This window comes from Archangium primigenium, assembly GCF_016904885.1.
Lineage (GTDB): Bacteria > Myxococcota > Myxococcia > Myxococcales > Myxococcaceae > Cystobacter > Cystobacter primigenius.
This window is the reverse complement of the sequence record NZ_JADWYI010000001.1, coordinates 1,963,181-1,987,036: the sequence shown is the minus strand read 5'-3', so window position 1 is coordinate 1,987,036 and position 23,856 is coordinate 1,963,181. Positions and strand designations below refer to the sequence as shown.

Below are 23,856 nucleotides of genomic sequence, written 5' to 3'. Positions count from 1 at the left end.
ATGACGCTGCGTTTCGCCTACAACACCAACGGGGTGTCCAACCACCGCTTCGAGGACGCCCTGCGGCTCATCGCCGACTGCGGCTACGACGGCGTGGCCCTCACCCTGGACCATCACCACTTCGATCCCTTCGCGCCCGACCTGGAGCGGCGCGCGGGGGCCCTGGCGGGGCTGCTCGACCGGCTCGGCCTGGACGTGGTGGTGGAGACGGGGGCGCGCTTCCTGCTCGACCCCCGCGCCAAGCACGAGCCCACGCTCGTCACCCCGGATGCCGTGGGCCGCGAGCGTCGGCTCGACTTCCTGCGCCGGGCGGTGGACATCTGCGCCACCTGCCGCGGCGAGGCGGTGTCCTTCTGGGGCGGCGTGCCCCAGGCGGGCGTGGACCCCACGCAGTCGTGGGAGTGGCTCGTGGAGGGGGTGGCCCGGCTGTCCGACTACGCGGCCTCGCGCGGCGTGGTGGCGGCGGTGGAGGCCGAGCCCGGCATGCGCGTGGAGACGGTGGATGACTGGCTGCGGCTGCAGCACGACGTCATCGCCCTGGGCGCCGCGCCCATCAAGATCGCCCTGGACGTGGGCCACCTCCTGGTGACCCAGGAGCGCGGGGCCGCGGACGCCGTGCGCGAGCTGGCACCGGTGCTGGGCACCGTGGCCGTGGAGGACATGAAGCGCGGCGTGCACGAGCACCTGCCCTTCGGCGAGGGAGACCTCGACATGCCCTCGGTGCTCCAGGCGCTCCAGGACATCGGCTACCGCCGGCTCGTGTGCGTGGAGCTGTCCCGGGATGCACACCGCGCCCACACCATGGTGCCCCAGGCCCTGGAGTGGTTGCGGGCCCACCTTCCTTCTCAACTGGAGGCCTCGCCTTGAGCCCGAATCCGCTGCGCGTGTGTTTCATTTCCCGGCGCTTCTTTCCCGCCATCTCCGGCATGAGCGTCTATGCCCTCAACCTGGTGCAGGAGCTGGTCTCCTGTGGCCACGACGTCACCATGGTGAGCCAGTACCGCAACGATCAGGCGGGCGCCTCGGTGTACGGCGGGGGCCCTCCGCCCGAGGTGAACGGCGCCAAGGTGCTCGGTCGCGAGGCACTGGGCGAGCAGCGCGTCAACGACGGCCTGCCCGCCAGCTTCGAGCAGGACGTGGAGGACATGGTCGCCATCATCGAGCGCGAGCACCGCCTGCGGCCCTTCGATCTCATCCACGCCCAGTACGGCTATCCGTGCGGCCTGGCGGCGCTGGAGGCGAGCCGGCGGCTGGGACTGCCCAACGTGGTCTCCATCCAGGGCGGTGACGGCCACTGGGTGGGCACCTGCTGCGCCACCCACAAGCAGGCCATGCTGGCGGTGCTCGGCCACTCGGGCGCGCTGCTCATCGGCAGCCAGTCCTTCGCCGAGGAGGTGAAGGGCCACCACGGCACGGGCATGGACCGCTTCACCATCGTCCCCGGCGCCACCGACACCCGGCGCTTCCACCCGCGCGACGAGTCGGCGATTGGCGCCCTGAGCCCCACGCCCGTGCTGCTGTACCACGGCCGCGTGGACGCCCGGAAAGGCGTGATGGAGATGATGCACGCGATGAAGAAGCTCGTGGCCTCCGGCCGCGACCTCAAGCTCATCGTCTCGGGCATCGGTCCGGACGTGGAGGCGGTGCGCGCCAGCGTGGGCGAGCTGGGCCTCGGGGGCCGCGTGGAGATGCCCGGCTACTCCGACTACGAGCACGCGCCCGAGATCTACCGCCGGGGAGACCTCTTCGTGTCGCCCACGTACTCGGAGGGCTTCTCCAACACCATCCTGGAGGCCATGGCCACGGGCCTGCCCATCGTGTCCACGCGGGCGGTGGGCGTGGTGGACTGCCTGGAGGACGGACGCGACGCGCTGCTCGTGCCGCCCAAGGACGCGGACGCCCTGGCCGACGCCATCGCCCGGATGCTGGACGAGCCCGCGCTGCGCGAGCGCCTCGCGCGCCAGGCGCTCAAGGAAGTGCGCGAGCTGTACTCCTGGCAGGCCGTGGGCCGTCAGATCCAGGACGTCTACGCGGACCTGACCGGCACCCGTCCGGACACGGGGTGGACGGGCCTCTACGATCCCCAGACCACCGCGGAGAAGGCCGATCCTTCCTGCCGCTTCCGGAGCGCGCCGCACCTGCTATGAGCACCGCCCTCTTCCTCTCGCCGCACCTGGACGACGTGGCCTTCTCCTGTGGAGGCACGCTCGCCCGTCTCAAGGACCAGGGGTGGACGGTGGCGCTCGTCACCTGCTTCACCCGCTCGGTGCCCCACCCCACCGGCTTCGCCCTGGAGTGCCAGACGTCCAAGGGCATCGCCCCGGAGGTGGACTACATGGCGCTGCGCCGGGAGGAGGATCGGGACTTCGCGACGCTCATGGGCGTGGACCGGCTGGTGTGGGGGGACCTGCCCGAGGCCCCCCACCGGGGTTATGTCCGGGAGACGCTCTTCACGCCGCCGCGCCGGGAGGACGCCATCGAGGGCCCCCTGGTGGACATGCTCGCCCCGCTGATGAAGGAGCTGCGGCCGGACCTCGTCTTCGTGCCGCAGGCGCTGGGCAGCCACGTGGACCATGTCCAGCTGGTGCGGGCCCTGCCCTCACTGGGCCTCGAGCCGGGCCGGACGCTGTGGTACCGCGACACGCCCTACGCCGTGCGCCAGCCCCATGCCGAGCCGGATGACTCCGTGCCCTCGGGCCTCAAGCCCCTGGCCGTGAACGTCACCGCGGAGCTGCCGCGCAAGGTCGCCGGCTGCAACCACTACCGCACCCAGGTGGACTTCCAGTTCGGCGGCTCGCGGGCGGTGGCCCCCACGCTGGACGCCTTCCACCGGCGCGAGGCCATGGCCCAGGGCCGCTCCGGCTGCGCCGAGGTGTTCCTCTCGACGGACCGTCTGCCGCCCGACGTGTGGTCCGCGCTCCAGTGAGAAGGCCGTGAAACCCGGTCCACGCCTGGGCTAGGACACGCGCCCGGCCCAGGAGGTGGATGACATGGTGGTGCTCACGGATGGCGACAGCGTGGTGGAGCTCGTGCCCGAGCGGGGAGCGCTCGTCAGTCGCTTCGACGTCGGCGGCGAGCCCCTGCTCTACCTCGACGCGAGCACGCTCGCGGACCCCACGAAGAACGTGCGCGGGGGCATTCCCGTGCTCTTCCCCGCCGCGGGCGTCATCCCCGGCGGCACCTACCCCGTGGAGGGCCGCGACGTGGCCATGCGTCGGCATGGCTTCGCGCGAGACCTGCCCTGGGAGGTGCGCACCCACGAGAAGCACCGGGCGGTGCTCGCGCTCGTGGCCTCCGAGAAGACGCGGCCCGAGTACCCCTGGGACTTCGAGGCCCGCCTCACCCTGACGCTCACCGGCGAGGCGCTGCGCCTCACGTTCGCCGCCGAGAACCGCGACACGCGGCCCATGCCCCTGCACCTGGGCTACCACCCGTACTTCCACGTGCCCCAGGCGAACAAGGCCATCACGCGCCTGGACACCACGGCCACGCGCGCCTGGGACAACCAGGCACAGGCCCCGGTGCCCTACACGGGCCTGGACCTCACCGGCGCCGAGGTGGACCTGCACGTGCTGGACCCCTCCGGGACACGCACCACGCTCTCGCGGGGCCCGGGCCTGCGCCCGGTGGAGCTGTCCTGGAGTTCGTCGTTCAAGACGCTCGTCGTGTGGACGCTGCGGGGCCGGGACTTCGTCTGCGTGGAGCCCTGGACGGCTCCGGGCGGCGCGCTGCGCTCGGGCGAGGGCCTCGTGCACGTGGCCCCGGGGGAGACCTTCTCCTCGGACTTCGAGATCCGCGCCGGACCCAGATAAGACAGCGCACCATGTCCTTCCTGTCCCATCTGGAGTGCGCCCGCTGCCAGCAGACCCATGACGCGGACCGGGTGCAGAACCTGTGCGTCTGTGGCGGCCCGCTGCTCGTGCGCTATGACTTGAAGGCCGTGGCGCGCGCCGTGCGGCCCTCGGACCTGGCCGGCCGCGTGGCCTCGCTGTGGCGCTACCGCGAGCTGTTGCCGCTGCGCGACGATCGGAACCTGGTGACGCTCGGCGAGGGCATGACGCCGCTCTTTCCCCTGCCCCGGCTGGGCGCGGAGCTGGGTCTGCCGGACCTGTGGCTCAAGGACGAGGGGCTCAACCCCACCGCGTCCTTCAAGGCGCGCGGCGCCGCCACGGGGGTGAGCCGGGCGAAGGAATTGGGCATCACCGCGCTCGCCATGCCCACCAACGGCAACGCGGGCGGGGCCTGGGCGAGCTACGGAGCCCGCGCGGGCATCTCCGTCACCCTGGTGATGCCCACGGACGCGCCCGCCATGAGCGTGCTGGAGGCCTCGGCGGTGGGGGCCCAGGCGTACATGGTGCGGGGGCAGATCACCGACGCGGGCGCCATCGTCTCGCGCTCGGCCAAGGCGCACGGCTGGTTCGAGGCCGCCACGCTCAAGGAGCCCTACCGGATCGAGGGCAAGAAGACGATGGGCTACGAGATCGCCGAGCAGCTCGGCTGGAGCCTGCCGGACGTCATCCTGTACCCCACCGGTGGCGGCGTGGGCATCATCGGCATCTACAAGGCGCTCCTGGAGATGCGGGAGCTGGGCTGGCTGCCGGAGGGCGTGCGCTTCCCCAAGCTCGTGGCGGTGCAGGCCGAGGGGTGCCAGCCCATCGTGAAGGCATTCCGCGAGGGCAAGGACGTCTCGGAGAAGTGGGAGGGCGCGAGCACGGTGGCGCAAGGCATCCGGGTGCCCAAGGCGCTCGGGGACTTCCTGGTGCTCCAGGCGGTGCGGGAGACGGGAGGCACCTGCGTGGCGGTGCCGGACGCCGACACGCTGTGGGGCCTGGAGCGCATCAGCCGCCAGGAGGGGGCCTTCATCTGCCCCGAGGGCGCCGCGCTGGTGGGTGCCGCGCGCCTGCTGCTGCGCGACGGCTGGCTGAACGCGGGCCAGCGCGTGCTCCTGCTCAACACGGGCGCGGGCATCAAGTACCCGGACGTGATGTCGCCCAAGCTGCCCGTGCTGGAGCTCAACGCGACCCTGTGAGCGGCGCTACACCACGGCGCGCCGCCGCGTCCGGGACAGGAGCACCTCGCCATTCTTGGAGAAGCGCCGGGCCAGCTCGGCGTGCCCCTCCGCGCCATGGGCCAGCACGTACGCCAGCTCCGCCGGCAGGAGCACCTTGACGGTCACGAGCCGCACCCGGCCGTAGGGCGTGGAGAAAGCCTCGGGCACGGAGGGCGCGGAGAGCCCCAGGAGGACGGCCACACGGCCCTCGGACGTCAGGAAGGCCTTGGGCAGGCCCTTGCCGGCCACCTCCATGGAGAAGAACCCCGCGAGGATGCCCTCGCGCACGTGCGGGTGCTCGGCCACCTCGTCCGCCACGCGCTCCAGGAGGACCAGGGGCCAGCCCTGGGTGATGTCCTTCACCGCCGCATCCACTTCCAGGGCGAGTTCCAGCCCGAAGCCCACGGAGGGCGTCAGGGTATCGATGAACGCATCCGAGAGCCCATGGCTGACGAGCAGCGTGCGGCCCGCGTCACGCCGGATGACCCGCCAGAGCTGCCGATGACCAGGCCAGGCGCCTCCCACGGCGATGGGCATGAAGACGTCCGCATCCAAGACGCCCAGGGTGCGCCAGGCGGCGTCTCGAGCGGCGGCGGCGGTCTCCAGGAGTTCTCGCAGCTGGCGACTCCGCTCGCGCGCCTCCGGACTGATGTCGCTGGGACCGGTCACCTCCGTGAAGCTCATGCCGGTGACGCCCAGACGCTCCAGCGCCTCCTTGATGGTCTCGGAGACGATGATGCTGACCGTCCAGCCCCAGGTGCGGAAGACCTGTGCATCACCCACTTTCGAGGGATCGATGCGCATGCCGATGACGGACCGGTACTCGCCGAGCTGCTCTGGCAGCTCATGTTCGGGCGTGACGTAACGAACCTCGTCGGAGGCCGCGTCATCGATGCACTTCACGACCCGGGTGATGTTGAGAAAGAAATACAGGTCGCTCTGCCCATCGATCCGCGCGGGAACAAGCTCCACGTCATGGGGAGCCAACTCCCTCAGCACGGCCGCGACCCTGGAATGAACGACGGGCACCGAGGTCCCCGCCACGAAGGAGAAGTCGAGGGCTTCTCCCGGAACGTAGAGAGGAACTCGAAGCGTTTCCTCGACGTGTGAGGGCGTGCTGTTTCTAAACAGGTTGATCTCGACCGCACGCCCTGTCGAGTCCAAGGGTTCGTCCAGATGCCATCGTCCCGGGACATAGACATCTTCGAACACACCAAAGAATTTTTCCGCCACGCACAGCTCCTATGGACGAGCCCCACGGGTCAACAAGTCGTAGAGCCTGCTCCCTTGGGTGGAGATCTCCTCGGCCAGCTCGCGCAGGCCTTGCCTCAAGGCCAAAGCGCACGCCTGCTGGCTTGCGCATTTGTATGTCTTCTCCTCCAAGAGCTTGAAGACGATTTCGTGATACCTCCTGGGGTGAGGTCCGTAATGCCCAGAGAGCTTGACCTTGTTGGCGGGGTCATCCATCGACATGCCCGCCTTGTCGAACATCTTCCTGAACGCCGGAGTCCATGGCCCGCCTCGCGCGGTGGACGTCTCGTTCTCCACGGTGGCGATGTGGTGCACCTGGAGCCTCGGCGACGAAGATGAACCACGCAACACCATGGCCATGGCGTTCGCTGGCAGTACAGCGCTGAAGGTGCCCTCGGCGACCGCGATCTGGACCGTGTCGGCCTCTTGAATGGCCACGAGGACATCCGAGATGCCCGTCTGGGACTCGAGCCTCGCCGCGGCAGTGCCGAAGCCCGGCAACGTCGGAGCCTTGGAGACGAGGGCCGCGGTCTCCCCGATCGCCGCCGTGCCCAACAGCAGGAGGATGCGCATGCTGTTGGGCCCGATGACCCGTCCGAACCGGTCTCCCGCCGTGCGCAACTCCTCGAAGGTGCTCGCCTCCGCCGACTCTTCCCAGAGCTGGAGGTACGCCTGGATCAGGTCGAGGAACTCCCAACCCAGATAGCCCCACATGAGCAGGGCGAGCGCGGAGGCCACGCCCTTGGAGATAGGCTCCGGGGCCACGAGCAACGCCAGGTAACCCGCGAGGGTGATGCCCACCACCAGGGAGAGCCGTGTCGCGGAGAACGTGGCACGCACCTCCGCGTCCAGGGACTCCAACGCCGTCCCCACGGAGAGCGCCAGGGCGAGGTCTCGCTTGTCCCCGCCATCCAGGCCCGGCCCGTCCTCGAACAACCCCAGGCAATCGCCAGGCGTGCCGCTTCGCTCGCAGTGGAGCCCGTAGGACCTCGCCAGCGGAGTCCGCCACGACTCGCCCGTGAGCGATGAGGCCGTCCGCGCCAGCACCCGGCGAACGGAAAGACGAGGCGTCGGCGCGACGACCTGAAGCGGAATGCCGAGGACCAGCTCGGCCAGAGCCGCGTCGAGTTCCGTCGCGCTCACCCGGACCGCGTCCGCGCCCATGGGTGAGGAGACAGGTTCCGCCCGGAAACTGTAACGCCGCTCCCGCGCCGGAGCCTCTTGAACGACGCGCGGAGTGCAGGCGGAGTGGAGGAAGAGGACGAGCAGCAGCCATCCGCCCCACCCCTGGAAGCTCATGGGGACTTCGTGAAGGGCACGTCCAGCACGGGCAACTTCGTGGCGCCCGGCAGATCGTAGTGCCACCACTCCATGGGGTTGCGCTTGAAGCCCGCGCCCTCCATCGCCTTGAGCAGGATCTCCCGGTGCTCACGCGAGGCCTTCGTCCCACCCGGATAGGAGTGGTGCGCCGAGCGCTCGAAGGAGTCGAAGGCCGTGGGCATCTCCACCTCCTGACCCTCCAGTGTCACCAGCGTCAGGTCCACCGCCGCGCCCCGGTTGTGGTTGCCGCCCTTCTTCGGGTTCGCCACGTAGCCGGGCTTGGGCAAGATCTTCCACATCTGCCACTGCACCGCGATGGGCCGGTAGCAGTCATACACCTTGAGCCGGTAGCCCTGGCCGCGCAGCGTGTCCGCCGCCTTCTTCAGGCGCTCGGCCGTCTCCGGCAACAGCAGACAGCGCGCGTCGTCCGGGTACACCTTCTGCTTGAGGAAGTTGTCCGGCGTGGCGTAGCGCATGTCCACCACCAGGTCCTTCACCACCTCGGTCGCGTCCACCACCGGCGCGCCCGCCGTGGCCAGCCACACCCCCATCATCAGACTCGCGGCACCGGCCATGGCTCAGGCCCCCGCCGTGTAGAGGGTGGGATCCAACACGCCCGCCTGCTCGAAGCCCCGCCGCCGCAGCGTGCAGCTGTCACACCGCCCACACGCCCGGCCCTGCGTGTCCGGGTCGTAGCAGGAGTGCGTCATCGAGTAATCCACGCCCAGCCGCACGCCCTCGCGGATGATCTCCGCCTTGGTCATCCCCGACAGCGGCGCGTGCACCTGGAAGCGCGTGCCCTCCACGCCCGCCTTGGTGGCCAGCGTCGCCATCTGCTCGAAGGCCCGGATGAACTCCGGTCGGCAGTCCGGGTAGCCGCTGTAGTCCACCGCGTTCACGCCGATGTAGAGGTCGCTCGCGCCCACCACCTCGGCCAGGCCCAGCGCCAGACTCAGGAAGAGCGCGTTGCGCGCGGGAACGTAGGTGATGGGGATGCCATGGGACATCTCCGTCTCCGGGCGGTCCTTGGGCACCTCGATGTCCGCCGTCAGCGCCGAGCCGCCCACCTGCCGCAGGTCCACCGTCACGATCCGGAAGTCCGTCACGCCCAGGGCCTTGGCCACCCACCGCGCCCGCTCGAGCTCCACCGCGTGCCGCTGGCCATAGGACACCGCCAGACACACCGGCTCGAAGCCCGCCGCCTTCGCCATCGCCAGACAGGTCGTCGAGTCCAGACCCCCCGACAACAGCACCACCGCCTTCTTGTCACTGGCCGCCATTGAAACGCCGCTCTCCTTCCAGGCCGTACACCGCCGTGCACGCCGTCTTGCATTTACAGCCCGGGCTGGTGCCCGGCAGGAACGTCACCGACAACGTCCCGCAGGCCCGCTGGGCGTCATAGCCGTTGGCCGTGGGGGCCGGCACGGAGCCGTCCGGCAGTCCTCCCGCGGGCAGGTTCACGCATCGGCTGCCCATCGACCGGTCCTGGCTGTCGCTGAGCACCACCACCGACAGCGTCTCCTCGATCTGCGCGCCCGTGCAGTTGTCGCCACAGCTCGGCACCTGGGCGGGTGCCTTCTCGCTGGAGACGTAGCGCTGCGCCGGCACGCTGTAGGTCGCCGGGCGCGCGTAGCCATCCACCGTGAGCCAGGCGCCGCCGTCCACGCTGTCGCGCGAGAACGTGCCCGCGAAGTCGAAGCCCCCGTCCGTCAACCGGGCGAAGTCGCCCCCGTCCGCGTTGCAGTCGGTGCGCGCCCAGTCCGCCTGGGCGTGGAAGCTGAACAGGCCCACCACCACGTCCCCGGGGTACGTCGTCTCGGACACACAGGCCGCGATCGCCACGAGCACGGGCAGGGACAGCAGGAAGCGGCGCTGGGAGACGGACATGGCCTCCCGACCTTACACGCTGTCCAGGGCCGCGAGCGCCACCGCGTGGAACGCCGAGCTGTCGCGCAGCACCGTGCCGGACTCCACTTCGGAGGGATCCGCGCCGCGCACCTCGGGGGCGAGCCGCGCCAGCACCCGCGACGCGGCGAGCGAGGCGGGCACCGCCTGGAAGGCCTCCACCGCCGCGTCGTCGAAGCCCGGCACCACCCCGGGCCGCGACAGGGCCTCGCCCGCCTCGCCCAGGCAGAGCGCCAGGGCGCACAGGTAGCCCAGCTCCACCGGCCCGAAGGCCGCCAGGGCCCCCGCGCCCAGCACCAGCGCGTCCGGCGAGGCGAGGTACGCCTCCACCCCGCCCTCGGGCCACAGGTAGAGCCGCACCTTGCCCGCTCCCAGGGACTTCAGGGTGGGCCGCAGGGCCGAGTCCAGGCGGGGCATCGTCGTGCCCGACACCTCGAGGACCCGCTCGGGCAGCGAGTGCTGGAAGCCACCGGGCACGCGCACCGAGGAGATCGTCGCGGCCGGGGCGCGCGCCGTGCTCGACACGAGCGCCGCGCCGAACCCATCCACCCGCGCCACGTCCACCGGCGCCGACTCATTGTCCGCCGCCAGGGCCTCGGCGTAGAGCGTCCACCCGTCCGCGTCCACCGGCCGCTCCCGCAGCAGCTCCGGCCACAACCGGCGCGCCAGGGGCGCTCCCTGCGGCGTGGGCGACAGCCGCTCGGCGACGAGCCGCCGCGACTCGGGGGACAGCTGCTCCGCGGCGAGCAGCCGCTCGGCGAGCTGCACCGCGAACACCACCAGGTGCGCGTCCAGGTACTGGCGCAGGATGGCCTCGAGCTTCTCCGGCTCCTCCGTGAGCCGCTCGCGCAGCCGCAGGGCCTCGCCCGTGAGGCCCTGGGCCTCGGCCAGGCGCGCGCGCCGCTCCAGCCGCTCGGGCGTCTCCGGCAGCGACACGAGCTGCGCGGAGGCCTCGGCCAGCCGGCCCAGCGCCTCGTAGGCCTCGGCCAGTCGCTCGCGCCACACGCCCATGGCCGCCGGACCCGCGAGCAGCGCGGCGAGCTGCTCCGCCACCTTCACGAAGCGCGCATGGTCGCGCGTCTCCTCGTACAGGGGCAGCAGGAACTCCAGCGCGCGGATGGAGCCCGGCGCGTCCTCCAGGGCCTTCTCGAAGGACTCGCGCGCGCGCTCCTTGTCCCCGGCCCACATGAGCATGTCACCCTGCTCCACGTGCAGCTCGCCCCGGACCTTGGGGCTCGTCTCCAGCAGGATGAGCAGCCCGAGCGTGTCCGCCGCGTCCGCCGTCCAGCCCGCGTCCCGCTGCAGCCGGAAGCGCTCGCGCAGGAGCTTGCCGCGCCGCTCGGGCCAGCCGTCCGCCGCCTCGCTCAGGGCCTCGATGCGCTCGCTCACGGGCAGCTCGCGCACCCGCGCCAGCACCGCCTCGGCCAGCGCCTCGGGGCTCCCACCCAGCCCGGGCAACAGGCGCCACAGGCGGGGGGTGAAGCCCGGGGCCAGCGACAGCCGCTCCAGGGCCCGCAGTCGACTGTCCGGGAGCGCCCCTTCCGCGGACAACACCTCGTCCCACAGCGCGATGGCCTGGGCCTCGTCCCACGCGGAGAGCACGTCGGCGAGCCGCAGCAGTTCCTCGCCGGGGCCGTCCGCGCGAAGCCGACGGCTCAGCTCGGCGACCTGCGAGGACTCGGCCTGACCGGCCTCCACCAGGGCCCAGAGCGCCTGGAGGATGCGCGGGTCATCCCCCGCCCGCTCCGCGAGCGCGAGCGCGCCCGGCAGGTCTCCCGCCTCCAGCGCGGGCGCGAAGCCCACCTCGGCGGCCCGCGCGGGCGCGCCCAGCCGGAGGAAGCGCTCGGCCAGTGCCGTCGCCTCGTCGCCGCCCGAGGCCTTCGCCGCCAGCCGCTCCAGCACCTCCAGGGCCTCGGCGTTCTCCCCCGCCGACTCCCACAGGTCCACGACCTCCAGCAGCAAGGCGGGCCGCTCGGCGGACGGCACGAGCCGGGCCGCCTGCAGCAGCGCCTGCGCGCTCCGTCCGGGCTCGCCCAGGGCCTGGTGCAGGGTGGCCACGCGGCGCAGGGCGTCCGGGTCCGGCTCCACGGCGACGGCGGCGCGGGCCGCGCGCAGGGCCTCGGCGAGCCGACCCACGCTCTCGAACTCCCGCGCCGCGGCCAGGAGCCACGCGCGGCGCTCGGCGTCGGGGAGGATCTCCGCCCGCGCCAGGTACACCTCGCCGAGCCGACCCGAGTCCTCCACCAGCAGGGGCTCCAGGGCCTCCAGCGCCTCGGCGTAGCCCGCGCCCGACGCGCCCCGGGCCACCACCACCTCCAGGGCCTCCCGCGCGAGCGTGTCCTGGCCGTCGGCGCGGGCGAGCGCCGCCAGCTCCAGCCGAAGCAGCGAGGCCTCGTCCGCGTCGTCCGTCGCGTCCACGAGCCGGGGGAGGGCCTCCAGCAACGCGGCCGTCTCGCCGCGCGCGCGCAGCCCGGCCACCCGGGCCCGGAGCGCGGGGACGTGCGAGGGGTCCGCCTCGGCGGCCCGTTCCCGGAGCCGTTCGGCCCGGGCCGTGTCATCCAGCTGGCGGGCGGCCACGTCGGCGGCGGCCATCAACAGCTCGGCGGCGCGGGTGCCGCCCGCGGCCTGGGCCCCGGCCTCGTAGACGGCGAGCAGGTCCGCCGGACGGCCCAGCGCCATGAGGCCGCGCACCGCCCGGTCGATGATGCCGCCATCGGCGGGACGCAGCCGCGTGAGGTGCAGCAGCGCGTCGATGGCCTCCTTGGGGTCCGCGAAGAGGTCCGCGGCGCGGCGGTAGAGCACCTCGGCGGTGGCGGCGTCCGCCTTGCGCGCGAGCTTCAGCGAGGCCCGGTACAAGCCCCGGGCGTCCCCGATGCGGCCATACACCTCGGCGAGCAGCGACAGGGCCTCCTGGCCCCGGGCACCCTCCCCGTCCAGCGCCACCACGGCCTCGAAGGCCTGGGCGGCGTCCTGGTGGGCACCGGCGGCGAGCGACGCATGGCCGAGCCGCAGGTGGGTGCGCACGCGCACGGGCACGGGCAGCGCGTCGCCGCCCGCGGCCAGCAGGCGCCGGTCATAGGGCCAGGCCGCGCGGGGCCCGCCGCCCTCGGCCGCCAGGTCTCCCCGCGTGGCGAGCGCCTCCACGTCGTCGGCGGCGCGCTCCAGGAAGTCGTCGAAGGCCTGGGCGGCGAGCAGCACCTCGCCGGCCTCGAGCAGCAGGTGGGCCCGCTCGCGCAAGAGCGGCACGGCCTGCTCGGGGGACACGGCGGAGGCGCGCAGGGCGAGCAGCTCCGCCTCACGGCGCGCGTCCCCGTCCGCGCGGGCGCGCAGCAGGTGGAAGGCCTCGGCGCTGGCGGGGGCGAGCTCGAAGGCCCGGTCCTCGCACAGCAGGGCGCGCTCCAGGGCCCCGGCCTCGCGGAAGGCGCGGGCGGCGCCCAGGTAGCTCTCGGCGGCCTCGGCGGGCGGCTGGCGCTGGGCCCGGCGAGACAACAGCGCCGCGAGCGACTGGAAGTCCTCCGTCTCCGCGAGGAAGGCCCGGTGGCGCGTGTACAGCGGCTCCACGAAGGGGTCGGCCTCCAGGAGGAGCGCGTCGAACTCGGCGGCATCCGCCGCGCGGCCCATCTCCTGGAGCAGGTCGGCCACCTGGCGGGTGAGGCCCAGGTCATCCGGCAGCGAGGCGCGCGCGGCGATGAGCGCGATGGCGGCGGCGTCCGGACGCTTGGCGCGCTCGCGGTAGAGCGTGGCGGCGCGCAGCAGCAACCCGGCGCGCTGGGGGCCCTCCGGCTCGAGCGCCGCGGCGTCCTCGAACCACGCGGCCAGCTCCGCCACGCGGCCCTCGCGCTCGAACAGGTCGCACAGGAGCGTCTCGGCCTCGGTGAGGGAGCGATCCAGCCGCAGCGCCTCGCGCAGGAAGCCCTCGGCCTTGCCGGTATCGCCCAGGCCCTCGAGGTACAGCCGCGCGAGCCGCAAGAGCGACAGGGCCTTGTCGGACGTGGCGGACAGGAGCGGCAGCGAGCGCTCCAGCCACCGCGCCTCGGTGGGGGCGTCGTCGCGGCGCACCGCGAGCTCCAGGCCCATGCGCGCCGTGTCGAGCTGGCCCGACAGCGCGAAGGCGCGCTCCAGGGAGGCCTCGGCGGCCGTCAGGTCCAGCTTCGCATCGCGCAGCATCTCCGCGCGGTGGCGCTCGCAGTCGGCGGCCTCGTCCAGCCGACCTTCCTTCTCCAACAGGAAGCGCAGCGCCTTGAGCGAGCGCAGGCACTCGTCCACCCGGCCCGCGCTCTCCGTGAGGCGCGCGTGCTCCTGGCAGGCGGCGATGGCGCCCTCGATCTCCCCGGCCTCCTGGCTGAGCGCGGCCACCACCTGGAGCTGGGCCATCAGCTCGGAGGTGAGGCCCGCCTCGCGGTAGAGGTCCGCGAGCGAGCGGTGCAGCGGCAGGGGCTCGTCCGCCATCTCGGCGGCGCGCGCCAGCAGCGAGGCGGCGAAGGGCACGTCCGCGAGCGACTCGCGGGCCCGCTCGGACAGCACCACGAGCCGCACCGCGGTGTCGTTGGAGGGCGGCAGGGCGCGCGCATGGGCCACGAGCACGTCGAAGGCGGCGCGCGGCTCGTCGTTCTCCCAGAGCGCGGACAGGCGCAGCACGGCCACTTCGTTGAGCGGGCTCTCGGCGAGCAGCCGCTTGTAGGCGCTCGCCGCGCGCCGGGTGTCGCCCAGCTTCTCGGCGAGCGCGCCCAGGCGCAGCCAGGCCTTCTCGGCGTGCGCGGCGTCGGTGGAGAAGTCCGCCGCGGTGGCCAGCTGCTCCTGCAGGGGCAGCGCCTCGCGCACGTCGCCGTGGAGGAAGAGCAGCTCGGCCAGCTCGGCGAGCTGCGCGTCGCGCGCGGGCACGAGGCCCTGGGCCCGGCGTGCCAGCTCCAGCGCCCGCGTCATGTCGCCCGCGGCCCGCGCCAGGGCGCACCCCTCGCGCAGGAGGGCGGCCGTCTCGTCCTCGGGCAGCAGCCCCTCCTCCACATCGAGCAGCTGGGCGGCCTCGGCGAAGTCCCCCCGCTCGGAGACGAGCGCCACCAGGCGGCGCCGCACGGGCGTGTCCTCGGGCGCGAGCCGCACGGCCTGGCGCAGCGCGGCCTCGGCGGCCTCGGGCTGGGCGAGGTGCTCGGCGTACAGGGTGCCCAGATCGGCGTACAGGGCCGCGGCCTCGGGGGCCGGCAGGTGGGGGGCCTCGGTGGCGAGCAGGGCCGCCAGGCGCGTCCAGTCCTCCAGGGCGCGCAACACGCGCTGGAGCGCGGAGGTGGCGCCCGGCTGGCGCGGCACCAGGGTGAGCGCCTGCTCCAGGCTGTCCGCGGCCTCGGCCAGCGTGTCCGACTGCTCCAGCAGGTGCGCGCGCGCGAGCAGGGCGTCCACCCGGCGGGCCACGGGACCCTGACGGGCGGCCTCCGCGAGCGCCTCGGCCTCGGCCTCTGGCTGCTTGTCGCGGCGCGCGAGCGTGGCCAGGGAGAAGAAGACCTCGCAGCGCTCGGCCGGGGCCAGCGGCAGGCTGGCGGCGGCGCGCAGGGCGGCGCGGGCGAGCTCGCGCGCGTCGCGCTCCAGCAGCACGGTACCCAGGGACAGCAGGCGGGCCTGGGCGCGCTCGGCGAGCTCCGGCTCGGCGGCGAGGACGTGGCGCCACGCCTCCAGCTCGGCCACGTCCTCACCCGTCTCGCGGGCGATGGCGGCCAGGGCGAGCCACAGCGGCGCGGGCCGGCGGGACAGGCGCGTGGCGGCGAGGAAGTCATCGCGCGCGGCGGAGGTACGGCCCGCGTGGCGGTGCAGGGCGGCGCGGCGGGCGAGCAGCTCGGCGCGCGCCTCGCCCTCGGTCGTGACGATGAGGGTGCCCAAGAGCACGAGGCGCTCGGCCTCCTCGGCGGCGCTGCCCGTGTGGGGCGGCGGCAGGAGCTCCAGCAGGGCGCGCGTGGCCCAGGCGTCCTGGGGCTCCTCGGCGAGCAGGCCGCGCAGGGCCTCGGTGGCCTCGGCGGGGCGGCCCAGGGTCAGGGACAGCTCGGCCAGCTCGCGCCGGGCGGCGCGGCGGGGGGCGCCGGACAGCCGGGGCCAGAGGGTGGCGAGCAGGTCCGCCAGGGGCTCGTGGGCGCCGGCCTGCCGGTGCAGGGCCGCGAGCTCCAGCTGGGCCTCCATGTCCTCGGGGGACAGGGCGCAGTAGTGCCCGAGCAGACGCCGGGCGGCATCCGGACGGCCCGCGCGCACGGCGCACGCGGAGGCGCGACGCGAGAGGTAGAGCAGCTCGTCCTCGCGCGGCGCGTCCGGATCCGTCGCGGGCAGGGCCAGCACCGCCTCGAAGTCCTCCAGCGCGGCGCGAGGGTCCGTCTGCAGGCGCAGCTCGCCCCGGCGCAGCCGCGCGGGCGCGAAGGACGCATCGCGCTCCAGGGCCTCGGCGAGGAAGGACTCCTCGCGGCTGGAGCCCACGGACAGCACCGAGGCGCGGTGGAGCAGCCGGGCACTGGCGCGCGGCTCGGACACGAGCGCCGCCTTGCGCGCGAGCAGCCGCGCGGCCTCCAGCCGCTCGCCCCGCTCCAGCTCCAGCTCGGCGAGCGCGTCCAGGGCCTCGGCGGCGAGCGGCCCCGAGGGACTCGCCTCCAGGGTGGCCGACAGGCGCAGGAGCGCGGGGCCCTTCTCGCCCCGGGACAGGAGGACGCGGGCGCTCTTGAGGAAGAGGGGCGCGGCCTCCTCGGCGCGCTCGGCGGCGGAGAGGGCCTGGGCGCGCGAGGCCCACAGCTCGGCCAGCTCCCGCGTCTCGCCCGCCTCCGTGTAGAGCGCCTCCAGCCGCTCGGCGAGCGCGTCGTCCAGCCGGCGCAGGGGGAAGGCCTGCCCATAGGCGGTGATGGCGGCCTCGCGGTCCCCCATCAACTCGCAGGCGCGGCCCAGGCGGGCACGCAGATCCGCCAGCCGCTCGGGCGCGGTGGTGCGCGGCAGCGAGGCGAGCAGCGTCTCCAGGGCGCGCCGGGCGTTCTCCGGCCGCTCGCAGCGCAGGGACAGCTCGGCCAGCTCCAGCAGCACGGCCTGCTCCGGCGAGAGGCGCGCGGCCTTCTCCAGGGCGACCAGGGCCTCGCCCAGCCGACCCAGCCGGGCCTCCAGGACATGGGCCAGCTCGCGCAGCGCCGCCGACGCGAGCCGCTTGTCGCCTTGCGCCTCGGCCACGCGGGCGCGCTCGCCCAGGGCCTCGGCCAGGCCCGCCATGTCCGAGCGCTTGCGCTGCAGGGCGCACAGCTCGCCGAGCACCGCCAGGTCCTCCGGCTCGGCCTTGAGCACTTCCTTGAGCGCGGTGGCGGCCAGGTCCAGATCGAAGGCGAGGTCGCGCGCGGCCACGGCGAGCCGGCGGTACTTGCGCGCGCGCTCGTCGGGCTCGGGCGTGAGGCGCGCGAGCGTGGCGAGGCAGCGCGTGAGCAGGCCGCCGTCGCGGCGCGCCTCGGCGATGGCCAGCAGGGACTCGAGCGCGGGCGCGTGGTGCGGGTCGGCCTCCAGCGCGGAGGTGAGCAGGCGCTCGGCGCGCTCGGGCTGCTGGAGCCGTCCCCGGTGCAGTTCGCCGGCCTCGGCCCAGAGCGCGGCGCGGCGACCGGGCTCGGGGTGCACGGCGGCGGCCTTCTCCAGCGACTCGGCGAGTTCCTGCACGCGGCCGGTGGCGCGGAAGTAGGGAATCAGCTCGTCGAGCGCGGCGGTGTCGCGGGGGTCGAGCGCGAGCGCGGCCTCCAGGTGCTCCCGTGCCCGGGCCGGGTCGCCCAGCTTCGTGCGGTACAGGCGCGCCAGGGCATGGTGGCTCTGGTGCGCGGCGCGGCGCACGCCGTCCGTGCGGGGCGAGGGGCCGGCGAGCTCCAGCGCCTGCTGGTAGCCCGCGAGCGCCTCCTGCAGCTTGCCCAGGCCCTCGGCCACGCGCGCGGTGGCGAAGAGCGGCTCGGGCTCGCCGGGCAGGAGCGACGTGGCCTCGCGGTAGCGCAACAGGGCGTTGTCCGGCTGGCCCAGGCCCTCTTCCCACACGCGGCCCGCGAGCAGGTTGGCGCGCCCCACCCGCTCCAGCTCGTGGCGGGCCATGCCCACCTCGCGCAGGCGGTCCAGGGCCTTGAGGGCCCGCAGGTGCTCGCCGCCCCGGTGACACAAGTCGCCGAGCAGGAGCAGCGCGTCCGGGTGGTCCGGCGACAGGCGCAGCGCGGCCTCGCAGTGCAGCCGCGCGCCCGCGACGTCGTCCTCCGTCTGGGCGCACAGGTCGGCCAGGTGGACATGGGCGTCGGCGGCCTCGGCCGGGTCGCGCGCGAGCGCGGCGATGCGGCGGTAGGCACGCACGGCGCCCGCGCGGTCGCGGCTCAGGTCCGAGGCCCGGGCGAGCGCCTTGAGCGAGGGAAGGTGGTCGGGCCGCAGGCCCAGCACCTCGTGCAGGGCCTTCACCGCCACCTGGGGGGCGTGGTCGCGCGCGGCGCGGGCGGCGGCCTCGGCGGAGAAGAAGGCGGCGGACTCCTCGGAGGCGCGGCGCGACAGGGCACACAGGGCCAGGTAGCGCTCGGCGGCGCGCGCGTGCTCACCCCGGCGCTCGCGCACCACGGCCTCGCCCCAGAGCGCGGAGGGGCTCTTCTCGCGGCGGCGCAGGAGCGTGGCCGCCACGTCCAGCGCCAGGTCATGCGCCTGCGGGTCCGCGACGAGCAGCGACAGGAGCCGCTCGGCGGCGAAGGGGTGCGCGTCCTGGACGTCGCCGGACTGGAGGAAGGCGTCGCGGGCCTCGGCGAGCCGCCCCTGGGCGAGCAGGGCCTCGGCGTCGGCGAAGGCGCGCGCGCCCTCCAGCGCGAGCAGCAGCTCCTCGTCCGGCGGCGCGGCCGGCGGCAGGCCTCCCGAGGAGAAGCGCAGGCGCAGGCCGCCCACGCCCACCTCGGCCGAGGACAGGCGCGCGGTGTCGAGCAGGGGCATCTTGAAACCCCGGCTCACGGCGGCCTTCTGGCAGAGCGCGGGCAGCACGCGGGTGGTGAAGCCCGTGGCGCCCCGCACCTCCAGCTCGGGCAGGAGCGCCAGCTGGGACACCGCCGTGGCGAGCAGCCCCGGCACCCGCACCGACGGCGTGGCGGAGAAGCCGTACAGGCGCACGTCGTAGAGGTAGACGGCGAGCCGCTCGCCCTCCGCGTCGAAGGCGATCTTGAAGGTGAGCGGGGTGCGCTCCGGGGCCTGGAGGAAGGCCTGGCCCTCCAGGTAGCCGGGGCGGAAGTGCAGCTTGAGGCCCTCCAGCCCCGTCACCCGCCCGGCCAGCTCCGCCACCTTGCGCGCCACGAGCGCCGCGTCGACGTGCAGCTCCAGGAAGCCGAAGTGCAGCTTCTTGCGCTGGTAGCGCGAGGCCCCGGCGCTGACGTTGAAGGGGAAGGTGACGTCGGGAATCTGCAGCGCGAAGTCGGCGATGGACAGGCCCGGCGCCAGCTCGAGCGGCGGGAACCCCACGAAGGCGCGCCGATCCAGCAGGCGCAGCTCGGGGGCGGCGGCGGGTGCTTCGGACGCGGGCGGGGGAAAGTCGCTGTCGGTGGCCATCGCGGGGGGGCGGTACGGAAAGGAAGGCAACGTTAACACGCGAGCCAACCCCTCGGAATTTTTGCCAATCCCCTGTCCGGGATGTTCACCGTGCGTCCCACGCGTCCGCACGTTGGCTGAAAAGCTACCAGTTCACTGCCCTCCTGGACGACGGGGAGGCAAGGTGGCGGACACAGTCCACACAAGGCACTGCCCGGGCCGCGCGTTTTTGGCGAAGATGCCGCGCGCGTGCTCGACTCAGGAACCCTCGTCCTCGATGACCGTTTCCGTGTCCTCAAGCTGCTCGGAGCCGGCGGCATGGGGGAGGTGTATCTCGGGGAGCAGGTGTCCCTGGGGCGCAAGGTGGCCATCAAGGTCCTGCACTCGGACCTGATGGTGCACCCAAGCATGATCGAGCGCTTCAAGCGCGAGGCGCGCCTCTTGTCCGCGGTGGACCACCCGTCGGTGGTGCGCGTCATCGACTACGGCGAGACGGGCGTGGGCGCCTGTCTGGTGATGGAGTACGTGGAGGGGGACAACCTCTACGACGTGCTCCAGTCCGGGGCGCTGTCCCCAGGGCGGGCCCTGCCCCTGCTCTACCAGCTCGCCGAGGGCCTGGCGGCCATCCACGACCGGGGCATCATCCACCGCGACCTCAAGCCGGAGAACGTGCTGCTCACCCGGAGCACGCGCGGCGAGCAGGCGCGGCTCCTGGACTTCGGCATCGCCCGGCTGGTGGAGCCGGACAAGAACGGCAACCTGAGCCAGGTGGGGCTCGTGGTGGGCACCCCCGAGTACCTCTCGCCCGAGCAGGCCGTGGGCGCGCCGGTGGACCCGCGCAGCGACGTGTACTCCTTCGGGGTGCTCGCCTACCGGGTGCTCTCGGGGCAGCTGCCCTTCCGGGGCCCGGGCCCCACCCAGTACGTGGCCCAGCATGCCTCGGCCTCGCCCCTGCCCCTCATCGAGGCGGCGCCCACGCTCGCCGGCCACGCGCCGCTCGTGGCGCTGGTGATGCAACTGCTGCGCAAGGACCCGAACCAGCGGCTGCCCCACGCCAACGCGCTGGTGGACGCGCTCGGGACCCTCGCGGCCACCACCGCCCAGACGGTGAGCATGCCCCAGGCGCTCGTGTCCGGCGCCATGGCCGCCTCGGCCTCCATCTCCGCCTTCACCCTGGAGCCGGCCCCCTCGCCCCCGAGCGGCACGGTGGCCTTCGCCTCGCCCGCGCCCGTCCCGGCGCCCTCGCCCCCGAGCGGCACCGCCGCGTTCGGCCCCGCGTCGCTCGAGCCGCCCGTGCCCGCGCCCGCGTCCTCGGGCCGCACGCCCTCCCAGGCGCCCACCCGCGCCTCGCCGGGCCGGCAGATTCCCGAGGACGCGTTCTCCCCGTCGCGCGCCTCCACGCACCCCTCGCCCGTGGCCATGCACGCGGTGGCCGCGCCCCGGGTCGCCGCCCCGCCCGCGACCACCGGCTCCCTGTCCGTCAAGCCGCAGAACCTCACGGTGATGCTCACCGACCTGCGCGGCTACACCGAGCGCACCTCGCGCCAGACCCACGAGCAGAACGCGCGGATGCTCGAGACGCATGACCGGCTGCTCCTGCCGCTCGTGCGCGACTACAACGGCCGGCTGGTGCAGAAGCGCGGCGATGCGCTCCTGGCCGTCTTCACCTCGCCCACCCAGGGCGTGCTGTGCGGCATGGCCATGCAGGACCGGCTCTGGCGGCACAACCAGCAGTGCGCCCAGGAGGAGCGGCTGCCCGTGCGCATCTGCCTGCACACCGGCGAGGTGCTCGTCACGCGCGACGCCGTGCTCGGTGAGCCCGTGGAGGTGGTCAAGGCGGTGGAGCAGGTGGCCGAGGCGGGCGAGGTCGTCTTCACCGGCTCGGTGAACCTGGCGCGCACGCGCGTGGAGGGCGACGCCGAGCCCTGCGGCAGCGTGCCCCTGCCCGGCTCGGGCGAGGGCCTGCCCCTCTTCCGCTGCCGCCGGTCCGAGGAGGGCCCGCCCTTCGGGGGCCAGGACGAGGTGACCATGCGGCCCGCGCTCAAGGACCGCCTGGAACAGGCGCTGCGGCCCGTGTGGATGGCCCGCGACGCCCTGATGTGGTCCGTGCGGGAGGCCGCGGTGCGCGGCGGCGCCCAGGCCCGGGCCCACCCTCGTCGCGCGCTGGGCGTGGGGCTGGGGCTGTGCGTGCTGCTCGGCCTGGGCACCACCGCGCTCGTGCGCCGCGCCGACCCCACCTACCCCGCCCGCGTGCTGCTCGACGAGGGCAAGCCCCGCGAGGCGCTCGAGCAGTTGCCCAAGCTCGCGCCCAAGGAGAAGCCCACGCCCATGGCGCGGCAGGTGCGCGCGCGTGCCCTGCATGCCCTGAGCGAGCACGACGCCGAGCACACGGAGCTGCTCGCCCTGGAGCCGGAGGCCCGCGCCGAGTTGGAGAAGCCCCTGCTGTCCGGGCTCGCCGAGGACTTCGGGGAGAACGAGGTCGACAAGGAGCTGCGCGCCCTGCTCGACTCGCTGCCCCGCGATCCGCTCAAGAAGCACTTCGAGGACCTGGCGGAGGAAGCGCCCTCGCCGCGCCAGTGGGGCGCGCTGCGCTACCTGGAGGCGAGCCAGGCCACCGACGGCCTCAACCTGGTGGCGCTCTACGCCCAGGCCCTCCAGTCGACGAACTGCGGCACGCGCGGGCGCTCGGCCCGGCGGCTCGCGGGCCTGGGAGACCCGAGCGTGGTGCCCGCGCTGCAGGCCCTGAGCCAGCAGCCCCGCGACAAGGCGCTCAACCGGGGCCGCAACTGTGGCCAGGAAGAGGCGCGCGAGGCGCTCGAGACGCTGACGAAGCAGAAGTAGGTGCTACAGCGCCTCGGGCGAGGCGAAGCCGGCGAACAGCTCCCCGGTGAGCCAGGCGCGCTGTCCCCGGGCCGCCGGCCGCAGGTAGTCGTTGAGCACGGCGCCGCTCGTCCCCGCGCGGTGCGTGGCGGGAAACGCCAGGTTCATGCGCGAGCGGGCGATGCCCTTCATGCCCCGGTGGATGAAGGTCAGCGCGCCATCCGCCTCCACGCGCTCCACCACGGCCACGTGGGTGAGGCCGTCATTGCGTCGGCCATCCCGGTTGCGATCGTACGTCTCGCGGAAGAAGACGAGGTCCCCCGGCTGGGGATTGTCCTGGTGCACGGCGCCCCGGGACTCGGCGCGCCGGTAGATGGCGGAGACGGCGTTCTCCCCCGCGAGGAAGCCATGGCTCACCAGGTCGATGCCGCCGCGCAGGTAGGCGAGCCGCACCAGGCCCGAGCAATCGTCCGGCACGTGGCGCGCCACCTTGCCCAACCGCCGCGTGCCCACGAGTTGCACCGCGCGCTCGACGATGGCCGCCGCGAGCACCCGCGCCGCCTCGCTCGGCGCGCGCCAGACCCCGGCCACGGCCCCGGGCGGCTCGGGCGGAAGCACGGGGGCGGGCGGGGGCGCGAGCTCCGGCAGGGGCACGGGCTCGGCCACCCAGAGGGGCGCACGGGGGGTCTCGGAAGGCCGGACCCCGGGCGCACGGCTGGCACAGGCGGCGAGGAGGCACAGAGGGGCGAGGAGCAGTCGGCGCATCAGGGGGGGGCACCTTAGCCGCCCTGACGCTCGCCGGCACCCTCTCCGTGCGAGCGGACGTGCCGCTCGGGGCTTCAGGGATGGAGCGCGGGGTCGGCGAAGCGCGGATCCGTCAGGAAGTCCGTGTCCGTCAGCGCATCGAAGAAGGCCAGCACGTCCTCCTTCTCCTGGGGCGTCAGGACGAAGCGGCGCACGAAGCTGCTCTGCACGGGGCTCACGCGGCTGGCGTCGAGCCCATGGGCCCGGCCGCCCGCGGCGTAGTGGTCCAGCACCTCGGAGAGCGTGGCGATGCTGCCGTCGTGCATGTAGGGCGCGGTGACGGCCACGTTGCGCAGCGAGGGCGCGCGAAAGCGGCCCATGTCCTCGGGCACGCCCGTCAGCTCGATGACGCCCCTGTCCTTGAGCGGGTACGCCCCCTTGCCGTCCTCGTTGTAGAGGCCCGTGTTGTGAAAGGGCATGGTGGCCTCGGACGAGTCGGCGTGGACCGTGGCGTCCTGGAAGTTGAAGCCCGCGTGGCAGTGGTTGCACTCCAGGCGCTCGGAGAAGAACAGCTCCATGCCGCGCTTCATCTGCGCCGTGAGCGCGTCCTTCTTGCCGCCGTAGAGGTACTGATCGTACGGCGCGTTGCCCGACAGCAGCGAGCGCTGGAAGCTGGACAGGGCCCGTACGAGCGTGCCCAGGGACACGGGCTCGGCCTCCTTCGGGAAGGCCTCGGCGAAGCGCGCCACGAGCTCCGGATCCGCGCGCAGCCGCTCCAGCAACACGTCCTGCTTGTCCCCGAAGCCCAGCTCCACGGGCTCGTTGCCGAACAAGGGCGTGAGGGCCTGGGCCTCCAGGGTGGTGAGCGCGGGGTTGGCCCACGTGAGGCTCGTGGCGTAGGCGATGTTGGCCAGACCCTGGGCGTTGCGGCGGTGAACCTGTCCCGTGCTGCCCACGCCGTGGAGCTTGCCGTCCGTGAAGGCACGCGCCTGCTCATGGCAGGAGGCACAGGACTGGGTCTCATTGAAGGACAGCCGTTCGTCGTAGAAGAGGCGCCGGCCGAGCTGCACCTTCGCCTCAGTCATCGGGTTGTCCCGAGGCACCTGCGGCTTGGGAAAACCCGCCGGCAGGCGCCAGTCGTAGGTGTCCTCCTCGGGTGTGGGCTCGGGCGCCGGGCCCTCGCAGCCCGCCACCAGCCAGGCCGCCGCCATCCATCCCATCCACCGTGTCGCCATGCGCCGTGCCAT

Annotated in this window: 14 protein-coding genes; 6 read left to right on the top strand and 8 right to left on the bottom strand. The window is 73.7% G+C overall.

The genetic code is table 11. The annotated features are described in order from the left end of the window. The 5 genes from I3V78_RS08445 to I3V78_RS08425 all read left to right on the top strand — a co-directional run bounded on the left by I3V78_RS08445 (position 1) and on the right by I3V78_RS08425 (position 5,029). A complete protein-coding gene (locus tag I3V78_RS08445) occupies positions 1-867 on the top strand; it encodes a sugar phosphate isomerase/epimerase family protein (RefSeq protein ID WP_204485806.1) in 867 nt (288 codons plus the stop codon). Continuing rightward, positions 864-2,147 (top strand): glycosyltransferase family 4 protein, encoded by a 1,284-nt coding sequence (locus I3V78_RS08440; RefSeq protein WP_204485805.1) that lies wholly within the window; start codon positions 864-866, stop codon positions 2,145-2,147. The genes I3V78_RS08445 and I3V78_RS08440 overlap by 4 nt, the downstream gene beginning before the upstream one ends. Next, a complete protein-coding gene (locus I3V78_RS08435; RefSeq protein ID WP_204485804.1) occupies positions 2,144-2,926 on the top strand; it encodes a PIG-L deacetylase family protein in 783 nt (260 codons plus the stop codon). The genes I3V78_RS08440 and I3V78_RS08435 overlap by 4 nt, the downstream gene beginning before the upstream one ends. Before the next feature lie 64 nt (positions 2,927-2,990). Further along, entirely contained in the window at positions 2,991-3,812 is an 822-nt protein-coding gene (locus tag I3V78_RS08430; RefSeq protein ID WP_204485803.1) for an aldose epimerase family protein, read from the top strand. An 11-nt stretch (positions 3,813-3,823) separates the two neighbouring features. After that, positions 3,824-5,029: a threonine synthase gene (locus I3V78_RS08425; protein WP_204485802.1), complete on the top strand. Its 1,206-nt coding sequence runs from the start codon at positions 3,824-3,826 to the stop codon at positions 5,027-5,029. 6 nt (positions 5,030-5,035) lie between these two features. On the opposite strand, the gene I3V78_RS08420 is transcribed toward I3V78_RS08425, so the two are convergent. The 6 genes from I3V78_RS08420 to I3V78_RS08395 all read right to left on the bottom strand — a co-directional run bounded on the left by I3V78_RS08420 (position 5,036) and on the right by I3V78_RS08395 (position 19,066). Beyond that, positions 5,036-6,079 carry an imm11 family protein gene (locus tag I3V78_RS08420; RefSeq protein ID WP_476756485.1) on the bottom strand — a complete coding sequence of 348 codons (1,044 nt, stop codon included), beginning with the start codon at positions 6,077-6,079 and terminating at the stop codon, positions 5,036-5,038. Between the two features lie 213 nt (positions 6,080-6,292). Continuing rightward, positions 6,293-7,600 carry an AHH domain-containing protein gene (locus tag I3V78_RS40115; RefSeq protein WP_476756484.1) on the bottom strand — a complete coding sequence of 436 codons (1,308 nt, stop codon included), beginning with the start codon at positions 7,598-7,600 and terminating at the stop codon, positions 6,293-6,295. Further along, the gene (gene ddpX, locus I3V78_RS08410; RefSeq protein ID WP_204485799.1) at positions 7,597-8,196 is read right to left on the bottom strand and encodes a D-alanyl-D-alanine dipeptidase; all 600 of its coding nucleotides are present in this window, start codon (positions 8,194-8,196) and stop codon (positions 7,597-7,599) included. The genes I3V78_RS40115 and ddpX overlap by 4 nt, the downstream gene beginning before the upstream one ends. 3 nt (positions 8,197-8,199) lie before the next feature. Next, a complete protein-coding gene (gene queC, locus I3V78_RS08405) occupies positions 8,200-8,901 on the bottom strand; it encodes a 7-cyano-7-deazaguanine synthase QueC (protein WP_204485798.1) in 702 nt (233 codons plus the stop codon). After that, positions 8,888-9,508 carry a hypothetical protein gene (locus I3V78_RS08400; RefSeq protein WP_204485797.1) on the bottom strand — a complete coding sequence of 207 codons (621 nt, stop codon included), beginning with the start codon at positions 9,506-9,508 and terminating at the stop codon, positions 8,888-8,890. Before I3V78_RS08400 ends, queC begins: the two co-directional genes overlap by 14 nt. Positions 9,509-9,520: 12 nt before the next feature. Continuing rightward, entirely contained in the window at positions 9,521-19,066 is a 9,546-nt protein-coding gene (locus I3V78_RS08395; protein WP_204485796.1) for a tetratricopeptide repeat protein, read from the bottom strand. Positions 19,067-19,294: 228 nt separating this feature from the next. On the opposite strand from I3V78_RS08395, the gene I3V78_RS08390 reads away from it, so the two are divergent. Continuing rightward, on the top strand, positions 19,295-21,886 hold the full coding sequence (locus I3V78_RS08390; RefSeq protein ID WP_204485795.1) for a protein kinase domain-containing protein: 2,592 nt from the start codon (positions 19,295-19,297) through the stop codon (positions 21,884-21,886). A 3-nt stretch (positions 21,887-21,889) separates the two neighbouring features. On the opposite strand, the gene I3V78_RS08385 is transcribed toward I3V78_RS08390, so the two are convergent. Together I3V78_RS08385 and I3V78_RS08380 are read right to left on the bottom strand one after the other, a co-directional pair. Then, the gene (locus I3V78_RS08385; protein ID WP_204485794.1) at positions 21,890-22,630 is read right to left on the bottom strand and encodes a CHAP domain-containing protein; all 741 of its coding nucleotides are present in this window, start codon (positions 22,628-22,630) and stop codon (positions 21,890-21,892) included. Between the two features lie 74 nt (positions 22,631-22,704). Beyond that, entirely contained in the window at positions 22,705-23,856 is a 1,152-nt protein-coding gene (locus I3V78_RS08380) for a methanobactin export MATE transporter MbnM (protein WP_239576350.1), read from the bottom strand.

What these genes read in the sequence shown, in the direction of transcription:
- I3V78_RS08380 (WP_239576350.1), bottom strand. Translation starts at nt 23,856, where the DNA reads ATGGCACGGCGCATGGCGACACGGTGGATGGGATGGATGGCGGCGGCC.
- I3V78_RS08435 (WP_204485804.1), top strand. Translation starts at nt 2,144, where the DNA reads ATGAGCACCGCCCTCTTCCTCTCGCCGCACCTGGACGACGTGGCCTTC.
- I3V78_RS08395 (WP_204485796.1), bottom strand. Translation starts at nt 19,066, where the DNA reads ATGGCCACCGACAGCGACTTTCCCCCGCCCGCGTCCGAAGCACCCGCC.
- I3V78_RS08425 (WP_204485802.1), top strand. Translation starts at nt 3,824, where the DNA reads ATGTCCTTCCTGTCCCATCTGGAGTGCGCCCGCTGCCAGCAGACCCAT.
- queC (WP_204485798.1), bottom strand. Translation starts at nt 8,901, where the DNA reads ATGGCGGCCAGTGACAAGAAGGCGGTGGTGCTGTTGTCGGGGGGTCTG.
- ddpX (WP_204485799.1), bottom strand. Translation starts at nt 8,196, where the DNA reads ATGGCCGGTGCCGCGAGTCTGATGATGGGGGTGTGGCTGGCCACGGCG.
- I3V78_RS08385 (WP_204485794.1), bottom strand. Translation starts at nt 22,630, where the DNA reads ATGCGCCGACTGCTCCTCGCCCCTCTGTGCCTCCTCGCCGCCTGTGCC.
- I3V78_RS40115 (WP_476756484.1), bottom strand. Translation starts at nt 7,600, where the DNA reads ATGAGCTTCCAGGGGTGGGGCGGATGGCTGCTGCTCGTCCTCTTCCTC.
- I3V78_RS08430 (WP_204485803.1), top strand. Translation starts at nt 2,991, where the DNA reads ATGGTGGTGCTCACGGATGGCGACAGCGTGGTGGAGCTCGTGCCCGAG.
- I3V78_RS08400 (WP_204485797.1), bottom strand. Translation starts at nt 9,508, where the DNA reads ATGTCCGTCTCCCAGCGCCGCTTCCTGCTGTCCCTGCCCGTGCTCGTG.
- I3V78_RS08445 (WP_204485806.1), top strand. Translation starts at nt 1, where the DNA reads ATGACGCTGCGTTTCGCCTACAACACCAACGGGGTGTCCAACCACCGC.